Annotated in this window: 7 protein-coding genes; 2 read left to right on the top strand and 5 right to left on the bottom strand. The window is 69.1% G+C overall.

What is annotated here, in order from left to right; all coding sequences use genetic code 11:
- Positions 1–64 precede the first annotated feature (64 nt).
- The gene (locus BKH28_RS12130; protein WP_075419041.1) at positions 65–724 is read left to right on the top strand and encodes a response regulator; all 660 of its coding nucleotides are present in this window, start codon (positions 65–67) and stop codon (positions 722–724) included.
- A gap of 36 nt (positions 725–760) precedes the next feature.
- Here the strand turns inward: BKH28_RS12130 and BKH28_RS12135 are convergent, their stop codons facing one another.
- The 5 genes from BKH28_RS12135 to BKH28_RS12155 form a co-directional block, all read right to left on the bottom strand.
- Entirely contained in the window at positions 761–2,854 is a 2,094-nt protein-coding gene (locus tag BKH28_RS12135; RefSeq protein ID WP_075419042.1) for a GAF domain-containing sensor histidine kinase, read from the bottom strand.
- Positions 2,855–2,859: 5 nt separating this feature from the next.
- The gene (gene cydC, locus BKH28_RS12140) at positions 2,860–4,755 is read right to left on the bottom strand and encodes a thiol reductant ABC exporter subunit CydC (RefSeq protein ID WP_075419043.1); all 1,896 of its coding nucleotides are present in this window, start codon (positions 4,753–4,755) and stop codon (positions 2,860–2,862) included.
- Positions 4,752–6,512 (bottom strand): thiol reductant ABC exporter subunit CydD, encoded by a 1,761-nt coding sequence (gene cydD / locus BKH28_RS12145; protein ID WP_178388884.1) that lies wholly within the window; start codon positions 6,510–6,512, stop codon positions 4,752–4,754. Before cydD ends, cydC begins: the two co-directional genes overlap by 4 nt.
- A gap of 65 nt (positions 6,513–6,577) precedes the next feature.
- Positions 6,578–7,711, bottom strand: a complete 1,134-nt coding sequence (cydB, locus tag BKH28_RS12150; RefSeq protein WP_075419044.1) for a cytochrome d ubiquinol oxidase subunit II — start codon at positions 7,709–7,711, stop codon at positions 6,578–6,580.
- Between the two features lie 21 nt (positions 7,712–7,732).
- Positions 7,733–9,295, bottom strand: a complete 1,563-nt coding sequence (locus BKH28_RS12155; RefSeq protein WP_075419045.1) for a cytochrome ubiquinol oxidase subunit I — start codon at positions 9,293–9,295, stop codon at positions 7,733–7,735.
- Positions 9,296–9,916: 621 nt separating this feature from the next.
- On the opposite strand from BKH28_RS12155, the gene BKH28_RS12160 reads away from it, so the two are divergent.
- Positions 9,917–13,162: an Rne/Rng family ribonuclease gene (locus BKH28_RS12160; protein WP_075419046.1), complete on the top strand. Its 3,246-nt coding sequence runs from the start codon at positions 9,917–9,919 to the stop codon at positions 13,160–13,162.
- Positions 13,163–13,311: the final 149 nt, after the last annotated feature.

Below are 13,311 nucleotides of genomic sequence, written 5' to 3' on the forward strand. Positions count from 1 at the left end.
CCACAACAGCAACGCCATAGCGTCGCCAGGAGTGTGACGTAGGTTTCCAGCCCCTGGTAATGTCATGACTATGGCACACACCCCCTCCTCGGAGATCGTCCGCGTCATGATCGTGGACGACCACGAGATCGTCCGTCGCGGTATCGCCGAGATCATTGACCGCGCCGATGGGCTCGACGTCGTCGCCGAGGCGGGCTCTCGGGCCGAGGCAGTGCGCCGGGCCGAGCTGGTCCGCCCCGACGTCATCCTCGTGGACCTCCAGCTGCCCGACGGCACCGGCATCGAGCTCATGCAGGAGCTGCGAGACTCCGTGCCCCAGGCCCTGCCGATCGTGCTGACCTCCTTCGATGACGACGAGGCCCTGGCCGAGGCCCTGGCGGCAGGTGCTCGGGCCTATCTGCTCAAGACGGTCCACGGCGCCGAGATCAGCGACGTCGTGCGGGCCGTCGCCTCCGGGCGCATCCTGCTCGACGAGCGCACCGTGACGCGCCGCCGGGCGGACCACGACGACCCCACCGCCGACCTGACCAACGCCGAGCGCAAGGTGCTCGACCTCATCGGTGACGGCCTGTCCAACCGGGAGATCGGTGAGCGGCTCGGAGTCGCAGAGAAGACGGTCAAGAACCACATCACCTCCCTGCTGGCAAAGATGGGTCTACAGCGACGCACCCAGGTCGCCGCCTGGGTCGCCGGCCAGCGCGCCTCGGGTTGGCGCAACAGCTGACGGACACTCCTGACGCGGGAACCCGCCGCAGCGGGCTCAGCGCCCCCGACCGTCCTCGTTCAACGGCACCCGCCAGGTGAAGCAGGTGCCTCGTCGCTCACCGTCGGAGCGGGCCCTCGGGCCGATGGCGAAGCTGCCACCGTGGCGACGGGCCCGTTCGGCCATGTTGGCCGTGCCCGAGCGTCGCGTCACCGAGGGATTCACCCCGACACCGTCGTCACGGCAGACGATCTCCACCACCGGGCTGCCCCGGAAGGGCTCGGCGTCTCCCGATGCGTGGCCCTCATCGTCCCCCGGACCGCAGCAGCGCTCCGAGCCCGGCTGCACCCCCTCGATCTTGACGTCGACCGTTACCGAGGAGGCGTGGGCGTGACGGGCCACGTTACTCAGTCCCTCACGCACGACGGCCACCATGTCGTCGGCGATATCCGGTTCTACGACGGCGTCGACCGAGGCGATGAGTCGGTCCTCCTCGTCGCGGTCCACCTGGGCCAGGCCCCGGCCGTCGACGCTCAGCAGCAGCGAGGGGGCGTAGCCCAGGGCGTTACGGGCCAGGGAGGCCTCGCGCCGCAGCCGCTCCACCACACCGACCTCCTCGTCGCGATCGCGCAGGGAGCGCACGATGGAACGGATCTGGCCCACGGAGTCGTCCACCGCCTCCAGAGCGGTGCTCAGGACGGAGCACACCGTCTCCAGATCCGCCTGTGTGCTGGAGGCCAGCCGCTCCCGGGCCGCGGAGATCTGCATGCCGGTGGCGAAGAGCTGCTGGATGGCCAGGTCGTGCAGATCCCGGCCGATCCTGGCCCGCTCATCGAGCAGGGTGGCCATCTCCTCAGCATGCTGGGCGTCGGCCAGCTCGAAGGCCATCGTGGCCTGCCCCGCCACGAGCTCGGCGATCTCCAGGTCCTGGGCAGTGAACGGCGCCGCCCCCGGGGAGCGCAGCAGCAGCATGACACCCACGCCCCGCCCCCGGTGGATCATGGGGGCGTAGAGGGCCGGGCCGAACTGGGCCAGCTGGGGGACCAGAAGATCGCCGTCGCTCCAGGCGTCCTCGAGGGAGTCCACGACCAGACCGGTCTGATGGGCCAGGGTGGTCAGGGCTCGACCCTCGGGTGGGAAGAAGGTGCCGATCAGCTCCTTGGCGTGCTCGCCGTCGGCGATCTCGCAGATCCAGCGCTTCCCGATGCTGGGCAGGATGAGGGCGGCCGTGTCGGCGTGAGCAACCTGGCGGACGCGGTGAGCGATGAGCGTCAACGCGTCGTCCTCCTCGGCGCCGGAGAGCAGCAGCGTCGTCAGCTCCTGGGAGACGACCATCCATTGCTCGCGGTCGCGGGCCTCGCGGTACAAACGGGCGTTCTCCACGGCGACGGCTGCGGCCTGGGCCAGGGTCAGCACGGCGTCGGCATCCGACCGGGTGAAGCCCCCGGGCTTGTCGCACAGGTAAAGATGCCCGTAGACCTGGCCGTGAAGGCGCAGCGGGGCCGATAGCAGGCTGCCGGTCTCCTCACCCTCAATGGCCCCCGTGAAGGCTGAGGTCCTGCCCAGGTCGTTGTCGATCAGCAGTCCGGTGCCCTCGAGCCCGCTGAGCAAGGCCTCGGTGCGGGCGTGCGAAGCGGTGGTGGTATCGGGGGCGCGGGCCATCTGGGCGAGCTCATCGAGGGTCGCCGTGGGCACTCCGCTGCACAGCCCCGTGCCCGAGCCCGCGCGGGAGTGATCGGGCGAGAGCGCCCCGGTCGGATCAACGTCCATGTCCGCGTGGTTGAGCACGGCGATGGTGCCCCAGGAGGCGCCCGTGATGGAACAGGCCGACTCCACCAGACGGCGCAGCGCGTCGGGGACCCGCAGGGAGCTGGTGAGTCTCAGGGCCGCCTGGATGAGGGCGACAGTCGCCTCGTCCAGGCTCGGTTGAAGGGCCGACGCCTGGCGGCCACGGGTGGAGACGAGCTGGTCGGCGTGGACGGCGTAGGCCAGACGCCCCGCTGCGGCGGTCTCCTCCGAAGGAGGCGCCACCGCCTCCTCACTCCTCGGTGCGGAAGCGTCGAGCTCCTCCGACGCGTCCTCGGGCATACCGGGAAACCCAAGGCCGTCGGGGAAGGCATCTGCTGCGTACTGCGGGTCGTGTGTCGTCATCGTGCTCAGCTCGTCCAGCTCATACCGGATACGTGGTCCTGCTGCCTGTCCTGATCCTCCTGGGAGAGCGACCACCGGTAGGTCTCGGAGACGTCCTGGAGCTCACGGTGGCTGCCTCGGTGCAGGATAGTCGCCGGCACCTGCTCGCCGGAGGCCTGCGGCCGGTGTCCCATGACGAGGACCTCGTCGGCGTGCCCCAGGGCGCTGAGGCGATGAGTGACCAGGAGAGTGCCGCGGCCCCGGTCACCCGCTGTCAGCAGGTCGGTCACGAGCCGGTCCGCAGTGGCGGCATCAAGATGCTCACCGGGCTCGTCCAGCAGCATCAGAGGGGCCGGAGCCGCCAGGGCCCGGGCCAGAAGGAGCCGACGCCGCTCCCCACCCGACAGCGTCGTGGCATCCGTGCCGATGACGGTCTCAACCCCCTCAGGAAGGGCCTCGAGCCAGTCCCCGAGGCCGGCCCGCCTCAGCAGCTCGCCGGCCTCGGAGGGGGTGATGTCCCCCCGCGCCACGCGCAGGTTCTCCAGGACGCTAGTGTGGAAGACGTGCGCGTCCTCCGCGGTCAGGCACACCCTGGCTGCCACCTCGGAGCGCGCGGCCTGCCACGGGGGGACGCCGTCGAGCGTCAGCGTGCCGCCCCGAGGCTCCAGCAGTCCCGCCAGCGTGGCCAGCAGCGTCGACTTGCCGATCCCCGACGGCCCCACGATCGCCACCCGGTGACCGACCCTCAGATCCAGGTCGATGCCCTCGGCCACAACCGGACCGCCCGGCCAGCCCACCGCCAGGCCCCTCGCCCTGAGACACGGGCCCTGGGCGCAGGGCTCGGGCAGTTCCCGAGGCGCACAGGACGGCGTGTCACCGGTGCCGGTACTGGCCTCAGCCGCCTCGATGAGCTCCACGATGCGGCAGGCGGCACCGGCCGATCTCACCAGCTGCACGCTGGCCGGGCCGAGCGCGGAGACAGCCTCGAAGGCCGCCAGCGGAACCAGGACGATGACTGCCAACCAGACGGGGGCCAGCCGCCCGGCGGACACGGCGCTCACCCCGACGACCAGGTTGCCCACGACCGCGATCCCCATGGCTGCCGCGTCCACGGCCGCCGCGATCGCGGCCGGCACCGCGGCCCGGTCCCGCAGACGGCTCAGGCTCTCCTCCCGGGAGGCGACCTGGCGCATCGAGCCGGCCAGACGCCCGCTGACGGTCAGCTCAGGCGCCCCCTCCAGGACCGCCAGGACCTCCGCGGACAGCTCGGTGGCCTGCCTCTGGCGGGCCTGCTCGGCGATTCTTGCGGAGCGGATAGTGGCCAGCGGGGCCACCAGTCCCGACAGCAGCAGGCAGGCCAGCAGGATGAGGCCCGCCGGCCAGTAGACCATGGCGACGCCGAGACAGGTGACCGCCCCCAGGACGGCTGCGACCGCCGCAGGCAGGTAGGCGCGCACGATGAGGTCCCCGACCGCGTCGATGTCGCTACCCACTCGGGCCAGGACATCGCCGCGGCGAAGTCCCGCAACCGTGTCCGTGCGGGCCGAGGCCAGAGACACGTAGAGGCGGGTACGCAGAGCACCCATGCCCCTCAAAGCGGTGTCGTGGGAGACGAGCCGCTCGCAGTAGCGCAGCACGGAGCGCGAGATGCCGAAGAGCCGCACCGCCACCGGCGCCACCCCCAGCGCGACGACGTCGGGCATCTGGGAGGCCCGTGCGATGAGCCAGGCCGCCACCCCCGACAGGGCCACGGCCGAGGCCATGGCCGCGGTGCCGGCGAGTACGGCCAGGGCGAAGCGTGATCGGTCCAGGTTCAGCAGACCCACCGCCCGACGCAGGGAGCGTCGCTCATCGGCGGACAGTGCGGGGGAGAGGGCAGACGTCGTCGGGCTCGTGGGGCTCACCTGGTTCGCAGCACTCACAAGGCCTCCTTCTGCGACGCCGCTGCCTCACGGATGGGTGCCCGGTCAGGTGAGGCACCTGCTGGTGACGTCGGTGCCACCGGTTCGCTCGTCACGGCAATGGTCTGCTCGGCCAGGGCCATGAGCGCGGGGCGATGCGCGATGACCACCACCGTGCGCCCCGAGGCGTGCAGCGCACGGACTCCGGCGAGGACATGGGCCTCACTGGCGGCGTCGAGGTGCGCCGTCGGCTCGTCCATGACCACCAGAGGTGCCGTTGAGCACAGGGCCCTGGTCAGGGCAAGACGCTGACGCTGCCCCACGGACAATCCGACTCCAGCGCTGCCCACCCTGGTCTGCCACCCCTGTGGCAGGCCCTCCACCACCTCATCGAAGCCGGTGGCCCGGGCTGCCTCGACCAGCACGTCGGGCACGGGCCCTGCTGTGGAGGCGTCCGGCTCGGCACGATCCAGGACGTTGTCCAGCACTGTGCCCGGGGTGATGGTGGGGCGCTGGGGCACCCAGGCGATCTGCTCCCACCAGGTGGCCGGATCGATCTCGGCGAGGTCGACGGCGCCGCCGGGATCACCGCCGTCGGGCACGACCCTCACCCGCCCCCGGTCGGGGGGCAGCAGACCGAGGAGGACCAGAGTCGTCGTGGTCTTACCCGCACCCGACGGACCGGTCAGCGCCACCAGGCTGCCGGGAGGGATCGTGGCACTGAGGCCGGCGGGGGCCCACGCACCCCGGGAGGCGACCGACACCGCATCGAGCTCGATCGTCGATGAACGCAGGTCGGGGGCCGGCAGGTCGCCGTGCTCGGGCACCGGGGTCTGAAGAACCTCGAAGACCGCGTTCGCCGCCGCCACCCCGTTGGCCGAGGCATGGAACTGGAAACCCACCTGCCGCAGCGGCTGATAGACCTCAGGGGCCACCATGAGGACGAGCAGACCGGTGAACAGATCCATGCGTCCTGCCACGAGCCGGAACCCGATCTGGACGGCGATGATCGCCACCGACAACGTCGTGATGAACTCCAGGACCGCTCCCGACAGGAAGGCGACCCGCAAGGTCGACATGGTGGTGCGCCGGTAGGAGCGACTCAGGGAACGCACCTGCTCAGCCGGCCCCTGCTCGCGCCCGAGCGCCTTGAGGGTGGGCAGCCCCGAGATGAGATCAAGCACCTGATCACCCAGGATCTGCATGGTCTTGAGACGCTCCTGGGACACGGACTGGGTCATTCTCCCGATGAGAATCATGAAGATCGGGATGAGGGGCAGGGTGCACGCCACGGCCACTGCGGCCGACCAGTCCTGAGTGAGGAGAACCAGCGCTGTGGCCGGTGTCACCGTGGAGGCCAGCACCAGCTGGGGCAGGTAGCGGGTGAAGTAGGGCTCGAGGTCGTCCAGCGCGCGAGTCAGAAGAGTGGCGGTCTGTGTCCCGTGAAGCGCCTGCCACCGGGGGCCCAACCGGGAAGCGTGCTCCAGAACCAACCGACGCAGCTCAACGATCGTCTCCGTGGCGGACCGGTGGGCATGAATCTCCTGGAGCAGGACCACCAGTGCCCTGGCCGCCATGACCCCGCCCAGAGCCACCACGAGCGCCCTGACGGCCGACGGCCCTGTCCCCTCGGAGATGACCGATGAGACCGCACTCGAGATGAGGAAGGCCTGAACCACTACCAGCACGGCGGTCACCATTCCGGTGACAGCGGTGGCGGCGATGTATCGGCGGGCGGAGCGGGCGTAACGCATCAGCCGGGGATCGAGGGGCTTCACCTGCTCAAGGATAAGGGAGTAGGTCCAAGGGCCTGGAACCCCCGGCCGATGCGTCGAGCCGTCGGTCAGTACCCGAAGTGCGCCTCGGGCTGGGCGGAGTCGCGCACCAGCGTGGGGTGCAGGCCGCCCTGGTCGGGGTCGATGCTCTCGACGCTGATGCGTGAGGCGAAGACCTTGTAGCTCCAGATCGTGTAGGCCAGGACCCCGGGCACGAACACGGCCGCGGCGACGGTCATGATGAGCAGGGTCGTGTCGGCGCTCGCGGCCTGCTGGATCGTCAGCGAGTAGGCCGGGTCCACTGACGAGCGCATGACATTGGGGGCCATCGCGGCGAAGATGAAGACGACGGCGAAGGCGATTCCCACGAAGTGCAGGGCGAAGGCCCGTCCTTCGCTCCCGGTGCGTCCCATGAGCAGGGAGCCGATGAGCCCGGCAGCGGCGATGACCAACGGAATCCAGGACAGGGCGCTGTTGGAGTAGGCCAGCTGTGCCCACAGGGCCCAGGCGGCGGTGACCGCAGTGGCCGCGGGAGCGAGCCGGCGCGACATCTGCAGCGCTCGTTGCGACAGATCACCAGTGGTCTTGAGGGCTACGAAGAGTGCGCCGTGGTTGAGGAAGAGCAGGCAGGTGACGGCACCACCCAGCAGGGTGAAGGGAGTCACCATGGTGAGCAGGCCTCCGGTGATCTGGTGGGCGGCGCCGGCCACCAGGGAGTCGGCCGGTACCTGGTCGGCCGGGACGGCGGCGCCGTTGGAGATCTGGACGACCTCGATGTGCATGCCCTGAACCAGGTTCGCGAAGGCCACGCCCCACAGGATGGAGGGCAGCCAGGCGCTGATCGTGTGGACCCAGTCCCAGCGGTCGCGCCAGGTCTGGCAGTTGACCTTGGGACGCCACTCGATGGCGCAGACACGTACGATGAGGCACAGCAGAATGATGAACAGGACGATGTAGGCCCCGGAGAACAGAGTGGAGTACCACTCGGGGAAGGCGGCGAAGGTCGCCCCGCCGGCGGTCAGCAGCCACACCTCGTTACCGTCCCAGTGGGGGCCGATGGTGGCCAGCGTCGCACGCCGTTCGCGCTCATCGCGGCCCAGGATCTTCAGGATCATGCCGACGCCGAAGTCGAATCCCTCCAGGGTGAGGTAGCCGATCCACAGGACGGCGATGAGGATGAACCAGAGGATGCTCAGTGTCATGGGTTTTCTACCTTCCTCGGTTCAGTAGGCGAAGGACAGGGCCGGGGCGGCCTCGGAGGAGTCAACGGAGTCGTCGTCGCCGGCGTCCGTGTCCTTGCTGTCCTGGTCCGTCTGCTTGGACGTCCCGGCCTTGTCCGGCACCGGGGTGCGCACCCCTTCACGGATGTACCGGCGCAGCAGTACGAACCAGACCACTCCGAGCGCGGCGTACAGCAGGGTGAAGATGACCATTGAGGCCAGCACCGTGCCCGAGGAGACCACGGAGGAGACGCCGTCGGCCGTGAGCATGTAGACCTGGGAGACCGGATCGGACAGGTTGGGGACGATGACCCAGGGCTGACGGCCCATCTCACGGAAGATCCAGCCGAAGGAGCAGGCGATGAACGGCAGCCACATGGTGGCCAGCGCCGCCTTGCCCAGAATCGGACGGGAGATGAGCCTGTCGGAGCGGGTCAGCCACAGGGCCAGGACCCCCAGTCCCATCGAGGCCATGCCCAGTCCGATCATGAGGCGGAAGGACCAGAAGTTGACCATGACGTTGGGGCTGTAGTCGACGGAGTTGCCGCGTGCATCGGTGGTGCCGTAGTGCTTCGCGTAGGTGTCGCCGGACTCCTTGAGTCCGGTGAGCTCGGCGTTGAAGTCATTGGTGGCCATGAAGGAGTAGACACCGGGAACCGAGATGAATCGGACCATGCCGTCCTCATTCTTGCAGTCCCCGAAGGCGGCCACGGTGAAGGGGGCTCCGGCCTCGGTGTGGCACAGGCCCTCGGCGGCGGCCATCTTGGCCGGCTGGTACTCGGCGACCAGCTGACCCTGCATGTGGCCGGTACCGGCGGTGACCAGGCCCGCGGCCACCATGGTGATGGCGCCGAAGCGGGCGACCCGCCGCCACAGCTCACGGGCCTCGAAGTCCTGCTTCGCACGGGCGGCCTTGACCATCCACCACACGGAGACGCCCATGACGACGGCGGCGGCCACCAGCAGGGCTGAGGAAATGACGTGCAGCACGGTGGCCCACACCAGCTCATTGGACAGGAGCTTGAGGAAACCGCTCACGCCGTCGAGCTCGGCGCGCCCCGTCTTGGGGTTGACGACGGCGCCCACCGGGTGCTGCATCCAGGAGTTGGCGGTGAGGATGAAGAAGGCGGAGAAGTTCGTGCCGGCGGCCACGGCCCACATGCACAGGTTGTGCAGTCTGGGGGACAGACGGTCCCATCCGAAGATCCACAGGCCCAGGAAGACGGACTCCATGAAGAAGGCCAGCAGGGCCTCGAAGGCGAGGGGGGCGCCGAAGATGTTGCCGACGAACCTCGAGTACTCCGACCAGTTCATGCCGAACTGGAACTCCTGAACGATGCCGGTGGCCACGCCCAGCGCGAAGTTGATCAGCAGAATCTTGCCGAAGAACTTGGTGGCCACCAGCCACTGCTTGTTGCCGGTCCTGCGCCACAGCGTCTCCATGAGAGCCACCAGCGGGGACAGCCCGATGGTCAGCGGAACCAGAATGAAGTGGTAGACGGTGGTGATACCGAACTGCCAGCGCGCCAGATCCAGAGAGTCCAGCGCCATAGGAGAGATGGCCATCCGTGCCACCTTTCGGAGATGACGATGAGATCGATAAGAGGTTCTGTAGAGCGTCCTACAGGTCAATAAGGATATTATAGAGCATCTGTGACACGATGTCGTGAAACGTATGGGATTCGAAGGTGTTGCGGCCCGCGACCCGACCGGTTTTCTTCTTGTGGGCACATCGCCGGAGAGGTGTTGTCGCGGCACTTCGTCGAGCAGATGTTGAAGACGTGATTGTCGCTGAATGGGGACGAAAGTCCGTGACAGAATGAGTGGGGCTGTCGCATGTCTGGCCGAGGGGCGGGCGGTCGCTGGGTGGGTGATGAGGGCAACGTGCGAAGAGATCGGGGACACCATGAGTCGCACAAGCGCTTATCGGCGTTTGTGTGGGATACTTCGAGCCGGCGTCAGGTGCCTCGTACCAGTACCTGGAGCCGCGCCTTCCGACCGACCCTGTCCGAGGACCTTGCGCCGCCTGAGCTGCGCCGCTGCGAGCCCGGTCTGTGTGGACGAGAGGCAAGGCGTGCGCCCTAGCGGGCGCGTTCAAGACTTTTTCGCTGCTCCCGCTGGGGAGCACAACCGCGCTGGCGCGTCGAGGGTACGACGACGGCGTCGGCCTCGGAGAGTGCAAGCCCCATGGCACGTCGCACCACATCAGAATCAACAGAATCGTACGAGCAGGAGCGCGGTGACGGCGATGCCGTGAGCACCCCGGCTCCGCGCCGCCGCCGCAGGGTCACCGCGGCCGCGGCCGCCCCCGCCCAGGCTCCTGTCGCCGAGCAGCCCGCTTCGGTGGGTGTCTCGGATGCCATCACCGTCTCCGGGCCCGAAGAGTCCGGCGCGCAGCAGATCCCGCAGGCCCCGGCTGCTGAGTCGGCCCCGCCGCGTCGTCGCCGGAAGGCCGTCGCGGCCTCCGCCGCCCCCGAGGCGGCTCCTGTCGCTGAGCCCCGTGTCGCCACCGCCGAGGTGGGCGAGTCCGACGAGCCGCGCTCGAAGGATGACGGGCCGAGCATTGATGCCACACAGGAGGATGCCGAGGAGCAGATCGAGGCCGACGAGACCGACGGCGAGGAGCCCGACACGCGGCAGGAGGAGGACGAGCTCACCGGGGCGGAGTCGGATGAGGGGGACCTCGAGGCCCCCCGCCTTCCCGCCGCCTCACTCCTGTTCCAGGCCCCCGATCCCAGTCGGGCCCGTCGCCGCCGGCGGGTCACCGCGGCGACCGCCGCCCCCGAGGCGGCACCGACCGCCTCGCGTCACCAGGGCGCCAAGGACTGGGCGGATGAGGGGGAGGGCGTCGGCGCTCGGGCTGGCGCCGACAGGCTGCAAGAAGATGATGAGGCCGAGTCGCCCCGAGCCGACCGAAGCGGTGGCCGCGGCCGCCGTCGCCGGCGAGCGGTCGCCGACACCGGAGCTCCGCAGGAGGCCCGCGAGGACTCCTCGCCCGATGCCGAGAATGCCGAGGTCTCAGAGACCGACGGTGCCGACGGGGCCGACGAGATCCGGGCCGATTCGTCGGAGGACGCCCGCGAGGGCGGGGCTCGCCGCAAGCGCCGCCGTGGCGGACGCGGTCGTCGCTCGCGTTCGCGAGGCGACGACTCGGCGCGCAACGACTCCGACGATGAGTCGCAGGCCGTGGAGGAGGACGGAGCCGATGCGGCGCCCTCGCGCGAGCCCTCCGCCGAGGCCTCCGCTGAGACCGCCACGAGCACTGTGTCCGGATCGCGCCGTCGGCGGCGTCGGTCCCGTACCCGCTCGGACAGTGGCGACCTGCGTGATGAGGTGACCGCCCTCAAGGGGTCCACCCGCTTGGAGGCCAAGCGCCAGCGTCGCCGCGAGGGAAGGGCGGCCGGGCGTCGTCGTCCCATCGTCACCGAGGCCGAGTTCCTGGCTCGTCGCGAGTCCGTGGACCGGCAGATGATCGTGCGCGAGTCCGATGGCCTCAATCAGATCGCCGTCCTGGAGGACGGGCTCCTCGTGGAGCACTACGTCTCCCGGCACACGCAGACCTCCATGGTCGGTAACGTCTACGTCGGTCGGGTTCAGAACGTCCTGCCCTCCATGGAGGCCGCCTTCGTGGACCTGGGTAAGGGGCGCAACGCCGTGCTCTACGCCGGAGAGGTCAACTGGGACGCCGCCGGTCTGGAGGGCAGGCCCCGCCGCATTGAGGACGCCCTCTTCAGCGGTGACACCGTCCTGGTCCAGGTCACCAAGGATCCCATCGGCCACAAGGGCGCTCGCCTCACCAGCCAGATCACCTTGGCGGGCCGTTACCTGGTCCTGGTCCCCGGAGGCACCATGACGGGGATCTCGCGCAAGCTTCCGGACACCGAGCGCAGCCGCCTGAAGAAGATCCTCAAGCGGATCGTGCCCGACTCGGCCGGAGTCATCGTGCGCACCGCCGCGGAGGGGGCCACTCAGGAGCAGCTGACCGCTGACGTCGAGCGGCTTGTGGCCCAGTGGGAGGCCATCGACAAGAAGGCGTCCTCCGTCATGAAGGGCAGTGGCAAGGCCCCAGTCCTGCTCAAGGGGGAGCCGGAGCTCGCCGTGAGAGTCATCCGCGACGTCTTCAACGAGGACTTCCGCAAGCTCATCGTCTCCGGCGACAACACCTGGTCCACGATCTCCCAGTACATCGACGACGTCAGTCCGGATCTGTCCGAGCGCCTCGAGCACTGGATCGGCCCCGAGGACGTCTTCACCGCCCATCGCGTCGACGAGCAGCTCGCCAAGGGCTTCGACCGCAAGGTCTGGCTTCCCAGTGGCGGCACCCTGGTCATCGACCGTACCGAGGCGATGACCGTCATCGACGTCAACACCGGGCGCTTCACCGGTGCGGGAGGCACCCTGGAGGAGACCGTCACCCGCAACAACCTCGAGGCCGCCGAGGAGATCGTCCGCCAGCTGCGCCTGCGTGACATCGGCGGCATGGTCGTCATCGACTTCGTCGACATGGTCCTGGAGTCCAACCGGGACCTCGTCCTGCGCCGGCTCGTGGAGTGCCTGGGACGCGATCGTACGCGCCACCAGGTCACCGAGGTCACCTCGCTCGGCCTGGTCCAGATGACCCGCAAGCGGGTGGGGCAGGGCCTGGTCGAGGCCTTCTCCACCACCTGTGAGCACTGCAAGGGCCGGGGCTTCATCGTTCACGATGAGCCCGTGGAGAACCAGCAGGTCGATATGTCGGCCTCCGCCTCACGCGGTGGCGGGCGCTCGCGTGGACGCAAGAACCGTGAGGAGCAGGCTGCCGCAGGTGGCGGTAAGAAGGAGGCCAAGAAGGACTCCCAGGAGACCAAGGGCTCCAAGAGCGCCAAGTCCGGTCGCGGCAAGGGAACCGTGGAGCGCGACGTCACCGGATCACCCGAGTCCGGGGCCGATGATGAGGCCCGGGCGGCGGTGCGTGGCGCCCTGGCCCAGATCGCGGCCGCTGCCGAGCAGGCGCACAAGGACGCCCAGCTCGAGGGGCAGGACTCCCATGAGCGGCAGGGGGACGCTGAGGGCTCGGCCACGGGCGCGAGCGGCAGTGTCAATGACGTGGTGGAGACTGAGGGACCTGCCAGCGGCCAGGACGCTCAGGTCCCCCCGGTCGAGGACGAGCCGGTCAAGACCCGGTCAAGGAAGGCGACTGATAAGAAGTCGTCCAAGAAGGCCGGTGAGAAGAGCGGAGACAAGGCCGATAAGAAGCCTGGGAAGAAGGCCGGTAGGAAGCCTGGGAAGAAGGCCGCCAAGAACTCTGAGGAACCTGCTGAGCAGCAGTCCGGCGAGGCGCCTCAGGGTCCGGCGGATGAGAAGCCCGTGAGGAGAACAAGGAGGCGGGCCACGGCGACGAGCACTGCGCCCTCGCCGGAGAATTCTTCAGACATCCCGGAGGCGTCGGCCTGACGAGGTCTCCGTGCCCAAGAACACAGGGGGTGGGGCGGACCGGAGGTTGGTGCTGGCGACATGATCGCCTAGAGTTATCTGCCGGTGCGTCTTGCGCCATTGCCCAGACAGGGCCCTCCCTGCGAGGCCGATCAAGGTCTCGCAGCGTG

The sequence above is a fragment of the Actinomyces oris genome (genome assembly GCF_001937665.1).
In the GTDB taxonomy this organism is placed as follows: domain Bacteria; phylum Actinomycetota; class Actinomycetes; order Actinomycetales; family Actinomycetaceae; genus Actinomyces; species Actinomyces stomatis.